Annotated in this window: 21 protein-coding genes and 1 pseudogene; all 22 read right to left on the minus strand. The window is 35.6% G+C overall.

From position 1 onward, the window contains the following. Positions 1 to 178 precede the first annotated feature (178 nt). Complete coding sequence (locus DWW68_RS01895) at positions 179 to 628, minus strand: hypothetical protein (RefSeq protein WP_118588667.1); 450 nt, start codon at positions 626 to 628, stop codon at positions 179 to 181. 84 nt (positions 629 to 712) lie between these two features. After that, complete coding sequence (locus DWW68_RS01900; protein WP_118588668.1) at positions 713 to 1,264, minus strand: NUDIX hydrolase; 552 nt, start codon at positions 1,262 to 1,264, stop codon at positions 713 to 715. Between the two features lie 111 nt (positions 1,265 to 1,375). Continuing rightward, positions 1,376 to 2,170 (minus strand): pyrroline-5-carboxylate reductase, encoded by a 795-nt coding sequence (gene proC, locus DWW68_RS01905; protein ID WP_118588669.1) that lies wholly within the window; start codon positions 2,168 to 2,170, stop codon positions 1,376 to 1,378. Between the two features lie 120 nt (positions 2,171 to 2,290). Then, positions 2,291 to 3,844: a ribonuclease Y gene (rny, locus tag DWW68_RS01910; protein WP_021953156.1), complete on the minus strand. Its 1,554-nt coding sequence runs from the start codon at positions 3,842 to 3,844 to the stop codon at positions 2,291 to 2,293. Between the two features lie 151 nt (positions 3,845 to 3,995). Continuing rightward, on the minus strand, positions 3,996 to 4,613 hold the full coding sequence (locus DWW68_RS01915; protein ID WP_118588670.1) for a regulatory protein RecX: 618 nt from the start codon (positions 4,611 to 4,613) through the stop codon (positions 3,996 to 3,998). A 12-nt stretch (positions 4,614 to 4,625) separates the two neighbouring features. Continuing rightward, entirely contained in the window at positions 4,626 to 5,663 is a 1,038-nt protein-coding gene (recA, locus tag DWW68_RS01920) for a recombinase RecA (protein ID WP_021953158.1), read from the minus strand. 164 nt (positions 5,664 to 5,827) lie between these two features. After that, complete coding sequence (locus DWW68_RS01925) at positions 5,828 to 6,394, minus strand: cytidylate kinase-like family protein (RefSeq protein ID WP_118588671.1); 567 nt, start codon at positions 6,392 to 6,394, stop codon at positions 5,828 to 5,830. Positions 6,395 to 6,431: 37 nt separating this feature from the next. Further along, entirely contained in the window at positions 6,432 to 7,124 is a 693-nt protein-coding gene (locus DWW68_RS01930) for an LrgB family protein (RefSeq protein ID WP_118588672.1), read from the minus strand. Beyond that, positions 7,117 to 7,488, minus strand: coding sequence for a CidA/LrgA family protein (locus DWW68_RS01935; protein WP_118588673.1), 372 nt, complete (start codon positions 7,486 to 7,488; stop codon positions 7,117 to 7,119). The genes DWW68_RS01930 and DWW68_RS01935 overlap by 8 nt, the downstream gene beginning before the upstream one ends. A gap of 217 nt (positions 7,489 to 7,705) precedes the next feature. After that, a pseudogene (locus tag DWW68_RS01940) lies at positions 7,706 to 8,119 on the minus strand (leucine-rich repeat domain-containing protein); the annotation flags it as partial. Positions 8,120 to 8,406: 287 nt separating this feature from the next. Beyond that, positions 8,407 to 8,553, minus strand: a complete 147-nt coding sequence (locus tag DWW68_RS13355) for a hypothetical protein (protein ID WP_158576783.1) — start codon at positions 8,551 to 8,553, stop codon at positions 8,407 to 8,409. A gap of 152 nt (positions 8,554 to 8,705) precedes the next feature. After that, positions 8,706 to 10,409: a S8 family peptidase gene (locus DWW68_RS01945; protein WP_118588675.1), complete on the minus strand. Its 1,704-nt coding sequence runs from the start codon at positions 10,407 to 10,409 to the stop codon at positions 8,706 to 8,708. 27 nt (positions 10,410 to 10,436) lie between these two features. Next, complete coding sequence (locus DWW68_RS01950) at positions 10,437 to 12,200, minus strand: ABC transporter ATP-binding protein (RefSeq protein WP_243052990.1); 1,764 nt, start codon at positions 12,198 to 12,200, stop codon at positions 10,437 to 10,439. Positions 12,201 to 12,256: 56 nt separating this feature from the next. Continuing rightward, complete coding sequence (locus DWW68_RS01955) at positions 12,257 to 14,011, minus strand: ABC transporter ATP-binding protein (protein ID WP_118588677.1); 1,755 nt, start codon at positions 14,009 to 14,011, stop codon at positions 12,257 to 12,259. 23 nt (positions 14,012 to 14,034) lie between these two features. Continuing rightward, complete coding sequence (locus tag DWW68_RS01960) at positions 14,035 to 14,475, minus strand: MarR family transcriptional regulator (RefSeq protein WP_118588678.1); 441 nt, start codon at positions 14,473 to 14,475, stop codon at positions 14,035 to 14,037. 99 nt (positions 14,476 to 14,574) lie between these two features. Beyond that, positions 14,575 to 15,342 carry a GNAT family N-acetyltransferase gene (locus DWW68_RS01965; RefSeq protein WP_118588679.1) on the minus strand — a complete coding sequence of 256 codons (768 nt, stop codon included), beginning with the start codon at positions 15,340 to 15,342 and terminating at the stop codon, positions 14,575 to 14,577. After that, a complete protein-coding gene (locus DWW68_RS01970) occupies positions 15,339 to 16,697 on the minus strand; it encodes an MATE family efflux transporter (protein WP_199641169.1) in 1,359 nt (452 codons plus the stop codon). The genes DWW68_RS01965 and DWW68_RS01970 overlap by 4 nt, the downstream gene beginning before the upstream one ends. A 32-nt stretch (positions 16,698 to 16,729) precedes the next feature. After that, positions 16,730 to 17,704, minus strand: a complete 975-nt coding sequence (locus tag DWW68_RS01975) for an ATP-dependent 6-phosphofructokinase (RefSeq protein ID WP_118588680.1) — start codon at positions 17,702 to 17,704, stop codon at positions 16,730 to 16,732. A gap of 10 nt (positions 17,705 to 17,714) precedes the next feature. Continuing rightward, positions 17,715 to 18,632: a SufD family Fe-S cluster assembly protein gene (locus tag DWW68_RS01980; protein WP_118588681.1), complete on the minus strand. Its 918-nt coding sequence runs from the start codon at positions 18,630 to 18,632 to the stop codon at positions 17,715 to 17,717. 11 nt (positions 18,633 to 18,643) lie between these two features. Next, a complete protein-coding gene (locus DWW68_RS01985; protein ID WP_118588682.1) occupies positions 18,644 to 19,369 on the minus strand; it encodes an ATP-binding cassette domain-containing protein in 726 nt (241 codons plus the stop codon). Beyond that, positions 19,362 to 20,372 carry a S66 peptidase family protein gene (locus DWW68_RS01990; protein WP_158576784.1) on the minus strand — a complete coding sequence of 337 codons (1,011 nt, stop codon included), beginning with the start codon at positions 20,370 to 20,372 and terminating at the stop codon, positions 19,362 to 19,364. Before DWW68_RS01990 ends, DWW68_RS01985 begins: the two co-directional genes overlap by 8 nt. A gap of 2 nt (positions 20,373 to 20,374) precedes the next feature. After that, entirely contained in the window at positions 20,375 to 24,025 is a 3,651-nt protein-coding gene (gene addA, locus DWW68_RS01995; protein WP_118588684.1) for a helicase-exonuclease AddAB subunit AddA, read from the minus strand. Positions 24,026 to 24,027 lie beyond the last annotated feature (2 nt).

The following is a 24,027-nucleotide window of genomic DNA, read 5'->3' on the forward strand; positions in this document are numbered from 1 at the left end:
TCGCTATACTCTATATTAAGAGTGTCAAATCTTATTATATAAGGCTTTTTCAATAAAATCAAATACAATTTTTCACGATTTTTTGAACAAAATTTAGGTTACATAAAAACGATACCACATATACTGACAAACATAAATTCCGACACAATATCTAGTAAATTTCCTTTAGAAATTAATTTTAAAATATGAAAAAATTTTGTAACAAAGATGAAATAATAAAAATAAAAAAACTTATTCCCCTTCCTACATTTTTCCTGTTGCCGTCACACATATATACCGTTCCTATGATTTTAGCCATAGTATCTATGCCTGCCCCCACAAGCAATAAAGTGTGTGAGCTTACAGATACAGTAATTATTCCTGCCAACACAAATGCAAAGTAAAAAACAAAAAACGGAACAATTTTATCTTTTATTCTGAAAAAAGATAAAATAAATATTCCCAGCAAAAACTTCACATCTCCTAAGAGAACATAAATTATACCATCAAACAGATTGTTAAATTTTATGTTTTCAACATTATCAAAAGAAAAATCTATGCCTAGAAAATTATACACAAGAGTTCCTGTTATAATTCCCAATATAAAGGCATAGATTTTGTAGTTTTTTTCCGCTAATTTATAATTCATACATTATTCCTTTGCCTTTTATGGTATGAAAAGCAATATATTTTGCATTCTCATATCTTAATATATGAATCTAAATATGAAAAATTACTTTTTACAGTCCCCTTTTACATACTTACAATAATATGTCAAAAGAGAGGACACTGTTTTAGCATCATTAATTTCGTTAGCTATTATTTTCTCCATTAATTCATCTATTGTGTAAATTTCTAAGGAAATATCTTCATCTTCATCAAACTTTTGATGAGATTTTTCCAAATCAAAGGCAACATATACGTCTATTTTTTCTCCTGAATAAGCAATAGCCGGAACTAATGTCTGTAAAAACTCAACACGAGAAGATTTGTATCCCGTTTCTTCTTCTAATTCTCTTGCTGCACACATATTAGTAGGCTCGTTTTCTCCATCTCTTCCTCCGGCCGGAATTTCCAGAGCAAATCTGTCTATGGCATTTCTCCACTGTCTTACCATAATAATTCGTCCATCATCTAAAACCGGAATAACTGCCGCTGCACCCTTATGTTGTAAAAAATCCCACTTCACATGATGCCCCTTAGGTGTTATTATATCATCTTTACAAAAATCAAGAATTGCTCCTTTATATACAATCTGACGATTAATACGCTTAAACTCCTTCATAAAATCCTCCATTCCGTATTTTTTTACTTATGATGTATTGTAGAAATTTGCGTAGCAATAAAGCGATTCGATTACATCATTTAACCCCAAAATTCACTTTTGACACTTACATTATTTTATATTTACACATTTATCAAAGCATGCATCTGTAGCTGCAAAAATTGCTTTTCTAAATCCGTTTTTTTCCAATTCTTCAACACCTGCAATTGTAGTTCCTGCTGGTGAGCATACCATATCCTTTAATTCTCCCGGATGTTTTCCGGTTTCTAACATAAGCTTAGCTGAGCCTAACACTGTCTGTGCTACAAATTCATAAGCATCCTTTCTTGGAAGTCCACATTTAACAGCACTATCAGCAAGAGCTTCCATAAACATAAATACATATGCCGGAGAGCTTCCACTGGCACACACTACACTATTAATTAACTTTTCTTCAACTACTTTCATTTTCCCAATAGATTTAAAAATTTTTGTAATATTATCTATTTCGTCTTCTGAAAAGATTTCCTTATTGTAGCATACTCCAGTCATTCCTTCTCCCACCATAGCCGGGGTGTTCGGCATTGACCTTACAATTCTATTAGTTTTAAACATATCCGCCATCTGACTAATTGTAATTCCCGGTGCAAGAGAAATTAAAACATTCTCCTTTGTTATGTCCTGTGCAATTTCCTTTGCAACCTTTTCAAACATTTGTGGTTTTACTGCCAAAATAATATATTTTGCTTTCTTAACTACCTCATTGTTGCTTTCACAATAGTTAACCTCTTCTTTTTTTGAAAACTCAACCATTTTTTCTCTGGAATTTCTATGGAATATAATATTTTCCTTTCCGAAAGTCTCCTTTGCTCCGGAAAGCATTGCACTTCCCATATTTCCCATTCCGATAAATCCTAAAACTGCCATAATACACCTCACAATATTTTTCTAATAAATTTATATCTAATTAAGTATATCATTTTTTTCAGTTTATGGGTAAAAAAAATAAGCCACCATAATTTAATATGATGGCTTAATGTAGATTATTTATTTTGCGTAATCAATGGCTCTTGATTCCCTTACAATGTTTACCTTAATCTGACCAGGATATTCTAATTCACTTTCAATCTGCTTTGAAATATTTCTAGCCATAATAACCATATCAGCATCTGAAACCTTTTCAGGGATAACCATAACTCGAACCTCTCTACCTGCCTGAATGGCAAAAGATTTTTCAACTCCTTCGTATGAGTTTGTAATATCTTCTAACTGTTTTAATCTGTTTGTGTATGTCTCAAGTGTCTCACGTCTTGCACCCGGTCTTGCTGCAGAAATAGCATCTGCCGCCTGAACGATACAAGCTATAAGTGTTTCCGGTTCAACATCACCGTGATGTGCTTCCACAGCATTAATGATAACCGCTGATTCCTTGTATTTTCTACATAAATCAACACCTAACTGTATATGTGTTCCTTCCATTTCATGGTCAACTGCCTTACCTATATCATGAAGCAGACCCGCTCTCTTGGCTACTCTTACATCTAAGCCCAATTCAGCTGCGAGTAAGCCTGATAAATGTGCCACTTCAATAGAATGCTTCAGTGCATTCTGACCATAACTGGTTCTAAACTTCATCTTTCCTAAAAGTTTAACCAATTCCGGATGTATACCATGTACTCCCACTTCAAGTGTAGCTGCCTCTCCTTCTTCACGAATCATGGTTTCAACTTCTTTCTTAGCCTTATTAACCATTTCCTCGATTCGCGTAGGCTGGATTCTACCATCTACAACAAGCTTCTCTAAGGCGATTCTTGCCACCTCTCTCCTAATAGGATCAAATCCTGATAAAACAACTGCTTCCGGTGTGTCATCAATAATAAGATCAACACCTGTAAGTGATTCAAGAGTTCTAATATTACGTCCCTCTCTACCAATTATTCTACCTTTCATTTCATCATTAGGAAGTGAAACTACAGAAATCGTAGTCTCAGAAACATGATCTGTAGCACATTTCTGAATAGCATTTACAACAAGCTCTCTAGCTTTCTTATCAGCATCTTCTTTTGCCTGTGCTTCTAATTCCTTAACTAATTTTGCAGTTTCAATTTTAATTTCTTCTTCAACAGTTTTTAATAAATATTCTTTTGCCTGTTCGGAGGTTAATCCAGAGATTCTTTCAAGTTCCTGTACGCGCTGTTCGTTTAACTTATCTACTTTAGCTTTAGTCTCTTTTAACTCTTCTTCATGAGCTTTAAGACTATTTTCTTTCTTCTCAAGTGCATCTGACTTCTTTTCAACAGACTCTTCCTTGTTAAGAACTCGTTTCTCATAACGTTGAACTTCTGCTCTTCGTTCTTTAATTTCTTTGTCAAGTTCATTTTTGGTTCTAAGATTTTCCTCTTTAGCTTCCAAAAGTGCCTCTTTTTTCTTAGCTTCAGCTGTCTTAATGGCTTCATCAATAATTTCACGAGCCTTATCCTCTGCTGAGCCTATCTTCTTTTCAACAGTACTTTTTCTGATTGTAACTGCCACAAAAGCTGAAATCAAAGCAACTACAACTGCAATTCCAACGCATAAGAGTGTCCAAGTAGTATCACTCACAGGAGCACCTCCTTATTTAGTTTTCATTGTACATCACAACATATCCATTTTACTTTATTAACCAAGTTATGTCAAGCAATCTCACCGTTTATGTGACAAAAATGTAACAAAAATGTGCTACCAGACAGTTTGGCTGATAGCACATTTCCCCCTATAATGACATATCTGTATCATGAAAATATTGTCTCACAGCCGATTTTACATCATTATAATTATATCCTTTTCCTACAAGATAACGATATAACTTCTGTAATTCTTTTGGTTCTTCAAGATTATACCTCTTAATTCTTTTTTCCAATATTTTATTAAGAGAATATTCGTCTGTATAATCGCTTTCTTCAAAGGCCTTAGCAATAACATCCTTTTTTATGCCTTTAGTCATAAGATCCTGAACTATCTGTCTTTTACTTTTAGATTCGGACTTATATTCAATATAGAGACCGGCATATCTTAAGTCATCTATCAGATTATATTCTAAAAGATATGAAATGACCGATTGAATAATATCCTCAGGATAATTGCCGGATTTTAACTTATCATATATCTGCTTTTTAGTCTTATACCCGTCATCTAATATATAAAGTGCCCTTTCTCTGGCCCTCTTATATAATATCTCCCAAATCTCATTATATGACTTTTCATCTATAGTGGCATTCTCACTGATTTTGTATCTTCTGACCTCCCCTTTATATAGAATAAAGGAGATGCCATTATCCAATGTAATTTGAATCCGACTACCCTTCGGTATAGTTTTTACTACAGTATACATGTTGTTGCAATATTACTCCGTTTCAGTATTATTATCGGCATCTTTTTCCTCACTGCCGTCTAATGCATAAAAATCACGTACTTTTGTCTCTATTTCTTCCATAATGGTCGGATTTTCAAGAAGGTATTTTTTTGCATTCTCTCTTCCCTGACCAATCTTTTCAGAATTATATGCATACCATGATCCACTCTTTATTACAACTCCACAGTTAGCTGCCAAATCAAGAATATCACCTTCTCTTGATATTCCCTTTCCAAACATAATGTCAAATTCAGCTTCCTTAAATGGCGGTGCAACCTTATTCTTAACCACTTTAACTCTTGCACGGTTACCTACCATTTCACCACCTGCCTTAAGTGTCTCCACTCTTCTAACATCAAGTCTGACTGATGCATAGAACTTCAACGCACGTCCACCGGTTGTTGTTTCTGGATTTCCAAACATAACACCGATTTTTTCTCTTAACTGGTTAATAAACACAACTGAACATCCTGTTTTATTAACTATCCCCGTAAGCTTTCTAAGTGCCTGTGACATAAGTCTTGCCTGCTGTCCCATATGAGAATCTCCCATATCTCCATCTATCTCAGCCTTAGGTACAAGAGCGGCAACTGAGTCCACTATAATAATATCTACAGCTCCGGATCTAACCATAGTCTCTGTAATCTCTAATGCCTGCTCGCCGTAATCCGGCTGGGATATATATAAATTATCAATATCCACACCTATAGCCTTGGCATATACCGGGTCAAGTGCATGTTCCGCATCAATAAAGCCTGCCACTCCACCTCTCTTCTGTGTTTCAGCAATCATATGTAGCGCAACCGTAGTCTTACCACTGGACTCCGGACCATATATCTCAATAATTCTGCCCCTTGGAATTCCTCCTATACCTAAAGCTAAATCCAAACTTAATGAACCTGTAGGAAGTGATTCAACATTCATCTTATTACCTGAATCACCTAATTTCATAATGGCACCCTTACCATGCTGCTTCTCAATCTGTGATATGGCTGCATCTAATGCCTTTAACTTATCTTCTTTATTCATATTAATCCTCGCTTATTTTAATCGAACTGTTGTTCGCTATTATGATAGTACATTATCCTATCCTTGTCAATATTAATTTGTCATATTATTTTGTTAAATATAATTATATACTTTATTAAAATAATATGCAACATGATTATTTATTTTTTAGAAATCCTACATTATTATACATTCTTTAACTTTAAATATTCATCAATCATTTCGCCTACTCCTGTTTTTTCCAGGTTTATTGCATCCAGGCACATATCATAATTACCTGCATACCCCCACTCTTCTCCTGTATAATATTTGTGATAACTCCTTCTTCTGTTATCTGTCTCATCAACTATTATTCCTGCCTTTCTTTCAGACACATTATGTTTTATTGCAATATTTCTAATGCGCTGTTTTTTTTCACCACATAAAAATATTCTTACAACATCGTCCCTGTCCCTAAAAGCATAATTTGATGCCCTTCCAATGATAACAAAATCACCATTTTTGACAGTTTTCCCCAGAGCCTCTTTAGGCGTGTTTCTTAAGTGCTGTTTCATTTCATCTGCTACAGTATCCATCATTAATTCAAGGGATACTTCATTAAAGAAAAAAGGATATTTTTCGTAAATATGTTCTTCCTTTGCAATTTTTTCCAGTTCTTTTTTGGTGTAACAGGGAATATTGTATTTTTCAGCTAAAAATCTTCCAATATCATCTCCATTACATCCACATTCTCTTGCTATTGTTATTATCATATATCCTCGTTCTCCTAATTTTATAATTAATCTTCTATTACATAAAATTTGCATATAATGATGACAGTGCTACCGTAAGTATTCCTGATACCGCTATGGCAAGACTGCTCATTGCCCCTTCAACCTCACCTATTTCCAAGGCTTTCGCAGTTCCTATTGCATGGGATGAGGCACCAAAAGCCAGTCCCCTAGAAATCGGTTCATCAATTTTAAATATTTTGCAAATTAATTCTCCAAAAATATTTCCCAATACACCGGTAATAATTATTACAGCTACAGTTATGGTTACATATCCTCCCAACTCCTCCGATACACCCATTCCTATGGCTGTTGTTATGGATTTTGGAAGTAAAGTTACATATTCTTCATGAGACAAACCACAAATCAAGGCTAATACCAGAACTGTTGTAAGACTTGTTATTGTACCTGCCACAAGTCCTAACATAACCGCCTTAAAATTTTTAAGGAGTAATCCCCACTGCTCATAAAGAGGTATTGCAAGACACACTGTTGCCGGAGTCAGTAGCCAGCTTAGGTATTTTGCCCCCTCATTGTAAGTGTAATAATCAACTTTTCCTACAACCAGAACCACTATTGATACCACAATTGAAATTAATAGGGGATTAAAAATTCCCAATTTAAACTTCTTTTTTAACAATGTTCCTATTAAATATGCCACCAAACTTAAAGTTACGCCGGCAAACATTGACTCTCTAAAAAAATCATTCATCCCTATCTGTCTCCTTATTTCTGCTTTTTCTTATAACCCACTGGGACATTCTGCCTGTGGCAACCATTACCGTTATAATGGTAACAGCCGTGATTATACATACAGGGACAAGCACCGATGCAAGCTTTCCCCAGCTATTCATTAATCCCATTCCTGCCGGAATGAACATTAACGGCATAATCTCAATAAGGAATTTTCCTGTTTCCCTAACTGCTTCTAATTTAATTAATCCTGTCATTAATCCAATAAATAATATTGCCATACCATATATCCCCGCAGGAATCGGAAGGGGAAGCATATATTTTAAGACTTCTCCTGCAAAGGATATTCCAAGTATAATTAAAAGTTGTTGTATATATTTCATCTTTTCTCCTATATATGATGATTTTGTATGTTCTAAATTATTATATAACCTGATTATTTAATGTCAATGTTACCAATGTACTGTATTTTGCACTTGAAATACGTAAAAAATATGTGGCTGTCCGCCACACAAATTTCTTTAAACCGCATATTTTAAAAATTAATTTATTTTACTGTAATTTTGCACTTTATAGTTTTTCTTCCTGACTTCACAGTAATTACTGCTGTTCCTTTTTCCGTGTCTTAATTACACCTTTTGAAGTAACTGTTGCCACTTTTTTATTGCTGGATTTGTAAGTTACTTTCTGAAGACTTGTCAATGGTGTAATTACTGTTTTTAATGTAAACTTTTTACTGTTTTTGAGACTTAACTTCTTTGCAACGCCTCTGTAACAAATCCTTTTTACCGGACTAAAATCTATGATAAAATTCTTTGCGAAACTGCTGACAGACTTAGGTAAAATAATAGTTTTAAGATTAGAGCAATCTGCAAATGCTGCCTCTGCCACAGTCTGAACTCCTTCTTCTATATCCAGTTCTTCAAGTCCTATACATTTTGCAAAAGCCGTTTCACCAATCTCTGTAACGCTTCCCGGAATTTTCAGTGTTGTGATTCCACTGCATCCTGTAAATGCAGATTTCCCTGTATGGTGACCGTTCTAAGTCCCGGATAGTTAATAAAATTTCGTTCTCCTAATGCTGTAATTCCATCTCCTATAGTTACATCTGTAATATTTTCTTTGTTTTCAAACCAGGGTGACCAGTCCGGTGTTACTCCTGTTCCTTCTATTACCTGTTTTCCACTGTCATAAACTGTCCATACAATTTCCGTTCCACTAGTTTCATCAGAAACTGTCCCACTGTCTGTAACGGTACCATATCCTAAATCTGCACCTTCGGGATTTTCTCCATCTTCTACCTAAATACCAGCTGCTTCAAAAGTATTCCCACCATAACTTATTGTTTCCATTTCGGTATTGGCATATACGATTGTTCCCTCTTTTAATACTGTAGACATAACCATTGCTGCCGACAGTCCGATTGCTAAAATGTGTTTCCATTTCATGTTTCTTTCCTCATTTGTGACACATATTGCCATTCAGCAGGCAGTATCCAATATGGTATTTTTATGTTCTGCTGAATAGTTAATCGCCCACACCGTTGTAAAGTTTACTGCGTCTATATTTAATCGTCAATAGTGAAAATATTTAAAGTATATTATTTAGGTATACTCTCAGAAACACACAAAGCTCCCCACCCTGCCTGTTCGTTAGGCCACCTTGTAAATCCCGGAAGTTTTCTGCTTCCCTTTATAAGATAACTTTTTAATTTCTGCCCGTACAGAAAAGGATCATTTCCCCGAACTATCCCCCATTCCATCATTAAGGCCGCACTGCCACACACAAAAGGCGTTGCCATGGATGTTCCGGTTCTTACGGATACTCCCCCCGTATTTGATGCCGAACTTATATTCACTCCCGGTGCCACAATATCCGGTTTTACCTGATTTGTTTCCCTGGTAAATCCCCGTCCCGAAAAGGATGCCATTACATCATTAGATGAATTATATGCTCCAACACTTATTACCTTTGAAGACGTGGAAGGAACCGTAAGTGTTATATCAGGGTCAGGTCTTAAAAATGAGGTATTTTCGTTTATAATTCCTCCTTCCGGAAGCCACATATCATATCGTCCCGTAACTATATTTTCAGGTGTAAGTCTTATGGTCCATATTCCTGATTTCACATAATTTGAAACCGGTATAAGTTCAAAATATATTTCCTGATACTGGGTATAAGGCTTAGGAGTCCCATAAAACACATAAACATTTGTCTCATCTATCTCATATTTATGTGCCCTGTTATAAATTTCAGTCACATCTATAATAAAGCCTGAAGGTGCAATTATCTGTACCCTAAATTCATCTGAAAAGTTTTTCCATAACTGAATACTAAATGCCTTTTGAAAACGTGATACCTGAACTTCCACATCTGTAGGCTCAAATACATATCCTCCTGCATGGCCGGCACTGTCTCCCTCATTTCCCGCCCCCACGCATATGGATACCCTTCTACCGTCAGCCATGGAATCCAAATAAGTAGAAAGAAGAGATGTGCCATCATGAGAACCATAGCTGTTGCCAAAGCTTAAGTTCATCGCCAAAGGCATTTTATAGCTTTCCGCCACCTTTATCATATAATCAACGGCCTCCATTAACTGAGTTGTTCTTGGAAACGACCTCTCCCCTGCTAAAGCCATCTTTACAATTACAAGACTGCTTTTTGTTGCGATTCCCAGATTATCATTTTTATTTTCAGCAAAATTGCCTGCTGCAATTCCTGCCACATGGGTTCCGTGTCCTGAATAATCCACGGAATTTACCGATTCATATGGATTTTCTGATTTTAAAGCCTCGTTAATTTCTTCTGCATTATAAACTCTGTCATTTGTCTGGTCCCACAAATTAAGTATTCTTGTGGTTCCATCCTGATTTCTAAAAGCCTCATGGGTAAAATCAATGCCACTGTCAGCTATTCCCACTATCACTCCTTCTCCAAAAAGACCATTGTTTTCATTATTTGCAAAGGTCTGCTGTACCTCATTTATGCAGGATGCCTGTTTTCCCCTAAGCAGTGAAAATATAAGTGCCGTAGGCTTCTCAATGTAGATAATCTCCTCCACATTAGCCACTTCATCTATCAATTCCTTTTTTACATTTAAAACGGCATAGCCGTTAGAAAGCTCTCTAACATCTACGCCGTTTATTTCCCTTACTTTATCTAAATTTCCTGTATACCTTACAATAAGTTCCCATACATCCTCTTCTGAATCAAAACCTGTCATTAATCCCTGAGATTTCATTAATTCCTCCTGTGGGATTTCCAACGCCAAACTAAGCGAATTATCTGATTTTTCCCCCATATTCCCCTCTTCTAATAAAATAATACATTAACATGCCTGTTCAAACTGACTGTTATACAAATCTGCATAAAATCCGTTTTTGCTCATAAGCTCCTGATGATTTCCACTTTCAATAATATCTCCATCCTTTAATACGAGAATTAAATCCGCATTTTTTATTGTAGACAATCTGTGGGCAATTACAAAGGATGTTCTGTTCTTCATAAGTTCATCCATGGCTTTCTGGATTTTCTGCTCAGTTCTTGTATCAATAGAACTTGTAGCCTCATCTAAAATCAAAATAGGTTTATCAGCTATCATTGCCCTGGCTATTGTAAGTTGCTGTTTCTGTCCCTGAGACAGGTTAATCTGATCATTTAAAATAGTATCATATCCATTTTGAAGTGTTCTTATAAAGTGGTCAAGACCAACTGCCTTACATGCTTCCCTCATTTTTTTCTCTGATTTATTTTCTGAACAATAAATCAGGTTTTCCCTGATACTTCCTTCAAACAACCATGTATCCTGTAATACCATACAGAATTTTGAGTGAACATCCTCTCTTTTAATATCTGCTGTGGATACTCCGTCGATTTTTATTTCACCACTGTTTATTTCATAAAAACGCATTAACAAATTAACCAGTGTAGTTTTTCCTGCACCTGTAGGCCCTACTATGGCTATTTTCTGACCTGCCTTCGCCCTAGCCGAAAAATCATTTATTATTATTTTGTCAGGCTCATACCCAAATCGTACATGAGAAAACTCCACATCACCTTTGGTATTGGTAATTATTGCCTTCTTATTACTTTCATCCTGCATTTCCTCTTCACCTAAAAACTCAAAAACACGGGATGATGCGGCACCTGCCGACTGCAACTGCTGAAATGCCTGGGCTAACTGTGACAATGGCTGGGTAAAATATCTTATATACATCATAAACGAAACAATAACACCAAAAGAAATATTTCCATTCATGGCAAGGGCAGCTCCTACCACGCAAACTGTAGCATAACCGAAATTACCAATAAAAGTCATTAAAGGCATCATAAGTCCTGACATTGCCTGTGCCTTAAAGCCACTGTTTCTTAAAGCTTCATTTAACTCATCAAACTGCTTCTTTGCCTTATCTTCTCCATTATAGGCTTTTACCACTGTATGACCTGAATATATTTCTTCTATGTGACCATTTATTGCTCCAAGATTCATTTGCTGCTTTGTAAAATATTTCTGGGAATGTTTCATAATAACCATCATAAGTACAAAACCTAACAATGTTGAAAGAACTCCGGCAATGGTCATTACAACATCTGTTTTTATCATCATTATAAGAGAACCTGCAAACAATGTAACAGCAGAAACCATTGTTCCAATACTCATGTTAAGAGATGTAGCAATCATATCTACATCATTTGTAACACGGGATAACACATCTCCAGTGGAATTATGATGATAGTAATTCATGGGAAGCTTATTGATTTTTACTGAAATGTCATTTCTAAGTTTTCTTGACACATACTGTGTAACTGTTGACATTATAAATCCCTGAGTTGCTGAAAGAATGGCACCAACACCATATAAAACAGCCAAAATCATTGCTGTTGACTTAATTTTATCCATATCCATTTTGGCATTAGGCATTATACCTTTAATAATGGTATCTGTAATTTCCGATACCTTATCAGGGCCAATCAGTGTTAAAACCGTTCCTCCACAGGCACATATTATTGCAATTATAATAAATGCCCAATAATTCTTACAGTATTTAAGGAGCTTGCTCCATGTGCCTTTCGTTACCTTTTCCTTTGACATTGCTACAGGCATTCCCGGATGTCTCATTCCTCTTCTATTTGTTGTTCTACCTTCCATTACGCCAATTCCTCCTTTGATAACTGAGAGTATGCGATTTGTCTGTATTCCTCACAGGATTCCATTAACTCACTATGAGTTCCTTTTCCTGCGATTTTTCCGCCATCTAACACAATAATTAAATCTGCATCCCTTATGGTTCCTATTCTCTGGGCTACAATTATTTTCGTAGTGTCGCTACACTGTTTTTTCAAAGCCGTACGCAGCTTTCTGTCAGTTTTATAATCAAGAGCTGAAAATGAGTCATCAAAAATAAGTATTTCTGCCTTCTTTGCTATAGCTCTTGCTATTGACAAACGCTGTTTTTGTCCACCTGAGAAATTATCTCCTCCCTGTGCCACATAACCATGGTATTTATCCTTGAGATTTTCCACAAAATCATCTGCGCATGCAATTTTTACGGCTTCCTTTACCTCATCAGGCGTAGCATCTTTCTTCCCATTATCACCATATGCAACATTTGATTCTACGTCCCCGGAAAATAAAATTGCCTTTTGGGAAACATATCCTATTTTATTTCTAAGTTCATTTTGTTTGTAATCTTTAACGTTTATTCCGTCAACTAACACTTCTCCGTCTGTTACGTCATAAAACCTTGGAATAAGATTAATTACCGTACTTTTTCCACATCCTGTAGCTCCAATAAAAGCTATTGTTTCACCTTTATTTGCCTTAAAACTGATATTTTCCACAACATTTGCCGCAGCATCAGTATATGCAAAAGATACATTTTTAAACTCAACAGTGCCTTTTTCCTTAGTATCTCCATCTAAGCTACCGTCTTTTATGGTTATATCAGTATCTAAAACTTCTGTGATACGATTTGCAGCTACTGATGCCCTAGGCCAAATCATAAAAATCATAACCAGCATGATAAACGCCATAATAACCTGCATTGCATAGGAAGAAAATACAACCATATCTGAAAATAATGTAAGTTTCTTATTCATTGCCGCATTATTAATTAATATTGCCCCTATCCAATATATTGCAAGGGTAAGACCATTCATTACCCCCTGTATTCCCGGCATAAGAAATGCCATGGTTCTGTTTGCAAACATATTAGCAGATGTAAGCTCATTGTTAGCCTTTTCAAACTTTTCTTCCTGATACTCTTCTGCATTATATGCTCTTATTACATTTAATCCTGTAAGATTTTCCCTTGTAACCCTGTTTAAGTTATCAGTTAATACCTGCATCTTTTTAAACTTCGGAGATGCAAGAACAATACATGTAATAACAATTGATAATAAAATTACCAGTGCAACTCCTGTAGATGCCGTCCACTGCCAGCTTTTATTATAAATTTTAAGTATTGCCCATACAGCCATAATAGGTGCCTTGGCAATTGCCTGAAGTCCCATTACAATTAAAATCTGAATTTGTGATACATCGTTAGTAGTTCTTGTTATAAGGCTGGCTGTGGAAAACTTTCCAATTTCCTCCATGGAGAAATCCTGTACCTTATGAAACAGCTTTTCTCTGATGGTTGCAGCAAAATCAATACCTGACTTAGCCGCCAATACTGCCACTGAAATACCTGAAACCAAACTTCCAAAAGCACACGCAAGCATTTTCCCTCCTGCAATTAAAATGTCCTGCATACTGCTGTCAGGGGTTTCAACTAACACTGTAATTTCAGACATGTAATCCGGAAGTTTCAAATCAAGCCATACCTGGGCTACAATGAAAACTAAAGCTATTAAAATAAAACATCTGTCTTTTTTCTCTAAATTCTTAAAAAGTTTAAACATCTATTAGTCTCCTTTACATACTATTAACTATCTGCATTTTCACACAGCTTTATTATTACATTTACAAATGTATTAAGCTCCTCCTTTGAAATGCCTTTTGTATATTTTTTAACTGCATGTTCCATATCTATGGCTGCAATACTGCAAAGCTTTATTCCTTCTCCGGTAATACGAACCTTTTTTATTCTCTTATCAAAGGGATCACCAAAACACTCAACAAATTTTTTCTGTTCCAATCTCTTTACAATACCTGCTGTGGTAGATTGTGCCAAATGCAATAATTTTTCAAATTCTTTCAGGGTGCATTCTCCCCCTCCATCTTTATTTAACCTCATTAATGCTCCAAGCTGCATCATTGTTAAATCATATTTTTTTAATGCATTATTGGCATTTTTTTCAATGTTATCATGCAACTGCTTTATCATATAAAAGCAATCTTTCCTCTTATCTGTTATTTTATTCATAATATCCTCCGAAGTAGTGAATATACTAACACTTCAATCGCACACTGTCAATAGCGTGCGATTAAAATAATTGTAAAAAATTTGTGCCTTATTTTTAAACTAATCATTATAATTAACATTATATGCCACATATTCATGGGAAAAATGATATCCTAATTTTTCTGCCATTTTTACTGACCACATTATTCTTGCGTCCCAGCTTGGATACCATCCTTTTTTGATACATTCAAGAATTAATTTAGCACCACATATGCTTGCAAGACCTTTGTGTCTGTAATCTTTTCTTGTAGCAATTTCCACTTCAATTCCATCCTTAAATCCGGAATAAGAGGACGCAGCGGAAATTAATTCTCCATCCTTTAATATTGCAACACCCATTCCCTTTTCACTGTACATTTCATATGTATCATATTGTGCTACAAAGTCCCTGCTCCACTGCTCCTTAAAACAGGCATTGTATAGTTTTTCATCAATTATTTTTATTTCATATTCCTTTGATAAACCTTCTGCAATGCTTTTTAAATGCTCTACATTAAAAACACCTTTTTCCTTTTTCATTGCATATCTGGTTGTTTTTTCTGCCTTGTTTCCAAAGCACTTTTCAATTAAGGTGCCCCATTCTGTATCTTCCGGCACCATAATAATGGAATTTTTAAATTTATCCGGTTTAAACATTACTAATTCTTCATTTAATTTTCCTGCAAAATAGCAGAAATCCCCTAAAATAGCCATGGCAGACGTAGGATTATTTAAATTATCCACATATATATCTCCCATAACTTTTTCAAGGCATCCCCATATTACTCCTTCATCCCATTTTTCAAACAGATAGTTTACAGTTTTTGTATCCTCTAATTTATATATCATATTTTACATTCCTTTTTACTTACATAAACGTATGCCGCTAATACCGCAACTCCCGTTATAATCCATGAAACAGGATATACAATAAGCAAAACATCATATGAATGATATTTTACAAAAACAGTGTATATCCATACTAATCTCAATACACAGGTTCCAAATACCGTAAGGGCTGCCGGTGTCATGGAGTGTCCCATTCCTCTAAGGGCTGCACCACCTATTTCATAGGAGCTTACTAAAAGATAAAAGAACAGTAGCAATCTCATTCTTGTTACTGCATAGCCTGCCACTGCCGCTTTTGAAGTGAATATTGAAGCAAAAAAGAAACCGTTTAATGCCACAATTATTCCCAAAGCCTGTGAAATCACTACGCTGTATATCATACATATACGGAATACTTTTTTAACTCTGTCATAATTTCCTGCACCAAAGTTAGTGCTAACAAAGGTTACCGCTGTCTGACTGAAAGCACTAACTATAAAATATATAATAAATTCATAATTAAGTGCCACCGCAGAACCTGCCACCACATCAGAACCAAATCCGTTAAGAGCCGCCTGAATAAATACATTGGCAAAAGAAAATACCATTCCCTGTATTCCTGCCGGCACACCTATTTTTAATATTTTACTTAAATCCTGCTTTGAAATGCCTAATTCCTTAACAGAAAGTTTAACAGGTTCATTTTCATGAATAAGTATATATGTAATCATTAATGAACTTACAATATTAGAAATAACTGTTGCAATTGCAACGCCTGTTACTCCAAGATGAAAAACAATAACAAGAAAAAGATTAAGGGCTGCATTTAAAACACCTGCCACTGTAAGGCAATACAGGGGGCGTTTTGTATCTCCGATACTTCTTAATATAGCTGCGCCAAAATTATATAGCATAATAAAAGGCATACCAAGAAAGTATATTTTCATGTAATCTACTGCCAGATCCAAAGTGTCTGCGGGAGTGTCCATTAAAACAAGAACCGGTCGTGCCACAATAATTCCTATTACAAGTAAAAAAATGCCACTTACCAAAGCTATAACAATTGATGTATGTACGGCACTTTTAACTTTATCATCCTTTTTACTGCCTAAATAATTAGAAATGACAACATTTGCTCCTACTGAAATACCTACAAACAAATTAATCATTAGATTAATAAGGGCACCTGTACATCCTACTGCTGCCTGGTCCTGACTGGTGGCAAATTTTCCCACTACTGCCACATCCACAGAATTAAATAACTGCTGCAAAACACTACTTACAGCCAGTGGAATGGCAAACATCAAAATATTTTTCCATAAACCACCATTTACTATGTCTATACTACGGGTCGTTTCTGATTTACTTCTATTCATTTCTCTGCCTTCTTCTCTAATATAATATTTTACTATTCTGATAATCTCAAACTTAACTGATACTGGAAAGAATCTAAACTGTTATTTTTCAGTGACAATGCTTCTTCTAAATCATAATCTACCAGCAAATCATTTTTAATAGCTACTACACGGTTTTTTCTGCTTTCTTTTAAAATCTCAACAGCGTAAGCTCCCATAAGTGAACCATACATTCTGTCCTTTGCCGATGGCTGTCCACCTCTTTGAATATATCCTAAAACAGACACCCTTGATTCTATGCCGGTTTTCTCCTGAATAAGCTTTGCCAATTCTTCTGCATCTGTTACGCCTTCCGCAACTACAACTAAATAACAGTCCCGTCCGTCAGTATGATGCTTCTTTATGGCATCAGTAACACTGTCAAAATCTCCCTGCCATTTTTCCGGTAACAATATGGCATCTGCTGATGCCGCCATCCCTGACCACAATGCAATATATCCTTTTTTTCTTCCCATAACCTCCACAACACTACATCGTCCGTGAGATATTGAAGAATCTCTGATTTTGTCAATTGCCTCTGTGGCAGTATTTACGGCAGTATCAAATCCTAAGGTATACTCACTGCACCCCATGTCTCTGTCAATTGTTCCCGGAATACATATAACATTTATACCTTCTTCCTTAAAATCAATTGCACCACGAAGAGTACCGTCGCCTCCAATTGCCACTAATGTATCAATGCCGTTTTCCCTTAGATTTAACGCCGCCTTTTCTCTATATTCCTTTTTTAAAAATCTGTCACTTCTACTGGTAAAAAGTATAGTGCCTCCTCTGTTGTTTATGTTTCTTACATCATCCATACTAAGAGGAGCAGTTTCAAAATCTATTAATCCGTCGTAACCACGAAGTATACCAACTACTTCAATGCCTAAATTACAGGCACTAAAAACTACCGCACGAATGGCTGAATTCATTCCCGGGGCATCTCCACCACTGGTTAAAACGGCAATTTTTCTTATATTTTCCATGAATTATCCTTTATCTTAAAAATCCATTAACAATCTGTTCTTCCGCTTCCTGTTCAGTAAGACCTAATGTCTGAAGCTTAATTAACTGCTCTCCGGCAATTTTTCCTATTGCTGCCTCGTGAATAAGGGAAGCCTCTAAATCATTTGCAGTAATTTCCGGAATAGCACTTATTTTTGCATTGTCCATAATAATGGCGTCGCACTCTGAATGTCCATTGCACTTGGCATTTCCGTTAATTACCGAGAAAAATGTCTGTCTTGAATCGTCTCTTGCCACTGAACGGGAAATAACGTTTGCACTGGAGCCGTCTCCATTCATGTCCACATTAAAACGGGTTGTTGCATGCTGTTTTCCGTGGGTCATAATACGCTCGGTAATTACTATTTTTGCATCTTTGTCAAGTTTTGCCGATGTTACCCTTTCTGTTGAATCAATGCCTTTTATCTGCACTGTTTCCATTTCCATAAACCCACCTTCTTCTATATTAACTATAGTTGTAGGATTCATTACGTTTTCGCCGTTTCCGTCTCCCTTACCATAATGCTTTTCCACATATTTTACCCTGGCATTTTTCCCAATATAAAATGTATGAATGCCATCATGCTTAGATAGTTTATCCCCACTGTTGTGAATTCCACATCCTGCCACAATAAGAACATCAGCACCTTCACCTATGTGGAAATCGTTATATACGCATTCCTCTAAACCGGTTTTGCTGATAACTACAGGAATATGAACACTTTCATTTTTGGTTCCCGGCTTCACATATATATCTATGCCATCCTTGTCTTCCTTAGTTACTATATTTATGTTTTCAGTAGTATTTCTACTGTCCTTTTTGCTGTTTGCCCTTATATTATAAGCACCCTGTGGTATTTCATGAAGTCCCGTCAGCTGCTCAAATAATTCCATCTGTATCTTATCCATATTACCACTCCTTACGCCTGTAATTTTTCACAGACATTGTTATTATTTCCTAAAACAAGAGGCATGATTTCCTCTTTATCTCCATGTGCCTTTATCTTTCCATCCACTAGAAGAATTATTTCATCTGCAATATCTAATATTCTCTCCTGATGGGATATTATAAGAATAGAGTTAGTGTTCTTATGCTGCATCTTTTCAAATACTTTAATAAGGCTGTTAAAGCTCCATAAGTCAATTCCTGCCTCCGGCTCATCAAAAACAGATAATTCCGTTCCTCTTGCAATAATTGTGGCAATTTCTATTCTTTTTAATTCACCACCGGAAAGACTTGCATCTACCTCTCTATTTATATAATCCCTTGCACAAAGACCTACCTCTGACAGATACTCACAGGCTTCGCTTATGGACAACTGCTTTCCTGAAGCCATTCTAAGAAGGTCAATTACCTTTATTCCCTTAAATCTTACAGGCTGCTGAAAAGCAAAGCTTATTCCTAATTTTGCCCTGTCTGAAATGGACATATCTGTTATATCCGTTCCATTGTATATGATTTTACCTGATGTAGGCTTAATTATTCCTACAATAAGCTTAGCCAGTGTGGATTTACCACTTCCGTTAGGACCTGTTATGGCAACAAACTTACTTTCATCAATTTTAAGGCTGATTCCATTAATTATATCTTTTTGTTTTCCATCATCTTCTTTAACACTAAATTTAATATCTCTAAGTTCAAGCATATTGTAAAACTCCTTTTCCGCCTGTACTACTTACTTTTGCCAACGCACCTTCTATTATTGAAAACTGTGGTCCCTTATGACCAATATCTGCATCAAAAATAACCGGCACATCTAAATCTCCAAGTATGGACATTATAGCTTCCTTATATGGCTGTTCAATCCACGAATTATACATTAAAGGTCTTCCAAAAACAAAGCCCTTTGCATGTTTAAAATAACCTCTTTCCTTCATCTGCCACAAATGGGTTACTAAAACAACATCCTCCATATTAAAGCTTTCCAACGCCCATATTATACCATCTTTTTTATATTTTTCCACAAATTGTTGTGTTCCGTCATATTTAGTACCAATAAGGAAAGCTATAACATCAAGACACCCTCCTAAAAGCCGCCCTGATATTTCTATTTTTTCCTCGCCACGGCCGTTTATCCAGCTTACTTTTTCATCATTATAATATCCCTCATAACCTGTAACATATTCATGGCGTTGGGATTCGTAATAGTCAAAAGATTTTTGAACCTTAACTTTTCCTTCTAATACTCCCAAAGCACTCTCCACCGGCTTTTGCCACGGATTCATTCCGAAATCACCTATATGGCATCCATACACCGCTGCCACATCACAGGTTGTTACAATGGGATATACCAGTCCCGTATTATCTGAAAATCCCTGAAACCACTTTGGATTATTCTTAAACTGCTCAAAATCCACATAATCAAGCATTTCCATAAGATAATCTCCACCAGCTGCGGAAAAAACAGCTCTAACATTTTTATCTGACACTAATTCATTAAACTGTTTTCCCCTTTCCATTCCCGTAGAGCTGCAACCTCTGCTATCTGACTTATATACATTATCTGTTAATTTAACATTGTATCCTTTACTTTTTAATTGTTCTGTTGCATTTGCAACTCTTTTTTGTTTTAACTCATTAACTATTCCTCCGGAAGTAGCTGTAACACCTATAGTATCTCCCGGTTTTATAAACTCTGGAAAAATCATTGTCATTCTCCTTTATCTTCTTTTTTAATCTCTGCTTCCTTACCCAATGTCACAGAATAAATTATCATTTCCTTAACATTTATTTGAGAAATTCTCTCTATGGCAAGCTTATAACATTCTAACTGCACATGATAACGTTTATCAAGTTCCTCCATTGTTTTAACCTTATCTGTTTTGTAATCAGCAATAACAAACTCACCATCTTCTTCAAAGCATACATCAATTATACCCTGAATTATCATTGTTTCATCTGAATTTGACCTGCCATTTATTTCATTAGCCTTAACTCCTAACAGAAACTTCCGCTCCCTGTAAAGCTTACCTTTCTTATATGCCTTTTTCATTCTATTAAACAAATCAGTTTTTGTAAATGAAATTATATCTTTATAGTAAATACACCCTGCCTGTTCTTTAGTCATAAGCCCTTTATCCACAAAGGATTCTATCATTTCCTTAACGGTATCTATGGTATATTCCTCCATGTCAAAATCAAGAAGTTCAAATACCCTGTGATATGCGGTGCCCCGTTCTGCACCGTATAATGTTTCATTGCCCGATATATCTTCTCTGGCAAAATCCGGTATTATTTCCGGCACTTCAGTTTCCTTATGAAACTCCTGATTTCCATCAATTTCCTCTACATAAGCCATACTTTGCTTCTTTATTTCCGTTACACTTGCCTTTGAATGTAAAGTAACATCATCTAAATATTGGTATGTAAAGTCAAATTTTTTCTTAACATCATCTCCATTATCAGCTTTTAGATTAAAAATCCTATCAAACTTTTTGCTGTCAATTTCATCCTTAATAAGAGCCTTTCCTTCCTGATATAACATATCTTCCGCTTCCACCGTATTTATTACAATGTCTGCCTCTGCATTATACATTTCATCCCTGGCCTTTGTTCCATTAAACTCTCTTTCCGCTATGGTGTCAAAAGCCTTGTTTTTAGCCACGGTTTTGCCAATCCACGTAAACATATTTGGTGCATTAACAATGTTTGAGTATGACATTTCATCCTTTACGTTATACATACTTTCCTTTAAATCAGAAATAGTCTTTGTAAGTTTCTTTGTGACACCGGTAATAATCAGCTTTTCCTTTGCTCTTGTAAGGGCAACATAAAGGATTCTAAGCCTCTCCGCCATATCCTCCTGTTTGTTCTTTCTCCTTATAAGTCTTTTTACAATAGTTGGTGACTTTACTTTCAAATTTTCATCTATCATGTCAACGCCAATATTTCCATTGTCATCTACCACGATTTTGTCTGTGTCATTTCTGCCGCCACCGTTGGTGTCACACAAAAACACCACCGGAAATTGAAGTCCCTTACTTTTATGTATGGACATTATTTTTACCGTATTATCATTTTCCTGACTAATTCCTGCCTCACCGTCGTCGCTGTCTAAATACTGTAATTTTTCTATATATCTGATAAAATTAAATACACCTTTGTAACTAATATTTTCATATGCCACGGCTTTTTCTTTTAAAGCCTCAATATTTAGATGCCTTCTTTTTCCTCCCGGCATGGATGAAATATAATAATCATAGCCTGTTTCATTTACCAGCTGTTCTATAAGCTCATACACTTTTATATATACACTACGTTTTCTGTAATCATCAAGGAAATCCAAAAACCCCTTAACCTTTACTTTAATTTCTGCATCAGAACCCGTTTCCTTATACAGTAAAAGGTTGTCATACAGATATTCACAGATGTTTTCAGCCTTAATTACTGCCAGCTCATTTTCCGTAAATGAAAACATGGGACTTATTAAAATTGTTGCTAAAGGAATATCCTGATATGGATTGTCAATAACTGACAATGCACTAACTACCGTCCTAACCTCTATAGTCCGGTAATATCCTGTTTTAGAATCTGCCACTGCCGGTATTCCATTATCCTCTAATGCCTGAAGGTAAATATCGCTTACCCCCTTAAGACTTCTTAAAAGTATGGTAATATCGCTATATTTTACCCTTCTTTTATTTTGCCCCTCTTCTGTTATTTTAAGACCATTTTCCGGGTCTGTTATTTCGAGTATTTTTTTTGCCACAAAATCTGCTTCATCTTCCCTTCCCTCTCCTTCTACCATAAAAATTTCAGTAGAATTATCCTGCTTATTAATGGATTCATCGTATTTTGCACCATATGTAAGTCCGTTTCCGTTTTTGTAATTTATCCCTCCTACTTTTTCCGTCATAATATAATTAAATATATAATTAACACTGTTTATAACTTCCCTTCTGCTTCGGAAGTTTTTATCTAAAATTATTTTACAGCAGTCTTTAGTTAAATCCTGAGAATATGTGTCATACTTATGTAAAAAAAGTCCCGGTTCCGCCTGTCTGAATCTGTAAATACTTTGTTTTACGTCACCAACCATGAAAATATTATTTACTCCCTGACCTTTTGAAACGCTGTTTAAAATATCCTCCTGAACGTAATTGCTGTCCTGATATTCATCAATCATAATTTCCTTGTAATTTTCTGCCATTTGTCTTGCCACATCTGTAGGATATACATTTCCCTTTTCATCTTCAGAAAGTAATATCTTTAAAGCAAAATGCGCCTGGTCATTAAAGTCCATTATTCCCTTTTCCCCTTTTTTATCTGCAAAGCGTTTCATAAAATCAAGGGTTAATTTAATTATCATAGAGACACTGTCATGACTTTTTATAATATCAGCTGCCATTTCTTCAACAGTCTGTTCAAACAATTCCGATTCTAATTTACCAAGCCTGTCCATGGCCTTTTTCTTTATATCCTGAACCTGCTTTTTCTTTGCCTCATCACATCCCTTTGCACCTCTTAGGGTGACACTTTTAACACCTCTAAACGCCAGACGCATTTTATTGTAATTATTCTGCTTTTGTATTTCAGAAATGCTTTCCATAAGCTGGGTCAATCCATCCACGCATCCCGGTCCGTCTGTTTCCATGGAAATTTTAAGTGCCGTATTTAAATCTTCTAAAATGCCATCTAACTCTAATTTGGCAAAATTAACTATTTCTCCTAAAAGCTCTGAATTTTCAAATTCTTCTAAAGTTTTAATATTATATATATTTCCGCAGTTTTTTACCCATTTTTCCGGGTCACTGTGACCGCAGGCATTTTTGTATAACTGTTCAATCAATTCTTCAATATTATCTTTAAGCCTTCCTGCCGAATACTGTTTTGCCAGACTCATAAACTTTTCATCTGCCTCTAAATAATAGTCTTCAAGCATTTCTCCTATAACATCCGCCTTAATCATTTTTATTTCAGTTTCATCGGCAATTCTGAAATTAGGATCTAAATCTATTTTGTCAAAGTTTTCCCTTACAATCTTTGCACAAAAACTGTCTATGGTAGATATATCCGCATTATGAATAAGTGAAAGCTGTTTAATAATATTTTCATTGTCAGGATTTTTTTCTATCGCTTCTTCAAGGGCAGCCCTTACACGTTCCTTCATTTCAGAAGCCGCCGCCCTGGTAAAAGTAACCACAAGAAGCTCGTCGATGTTTACATCACTTTCTTCATCAGTAATCATATTAATAATTCTCTCAACTAAAACTGCGGTTTTTCCGGAGCCGGCTGCTGCTGATACTAAAATATTTCTGTTTCTTGTATTAATTACATCTAACTGTTTATCTGTCCACTTCATAT

It is taken from the genome of Eubacterium sp. AF16-48 (assembly GCF_003479405.1).
Taxonomy (GTDB): domain Bacteria; phylum Bacillota; class Clostridia; order Lachnospirales; family Lachnospiraceae; genus Eubacterium_G; species Eubacterium_G segne.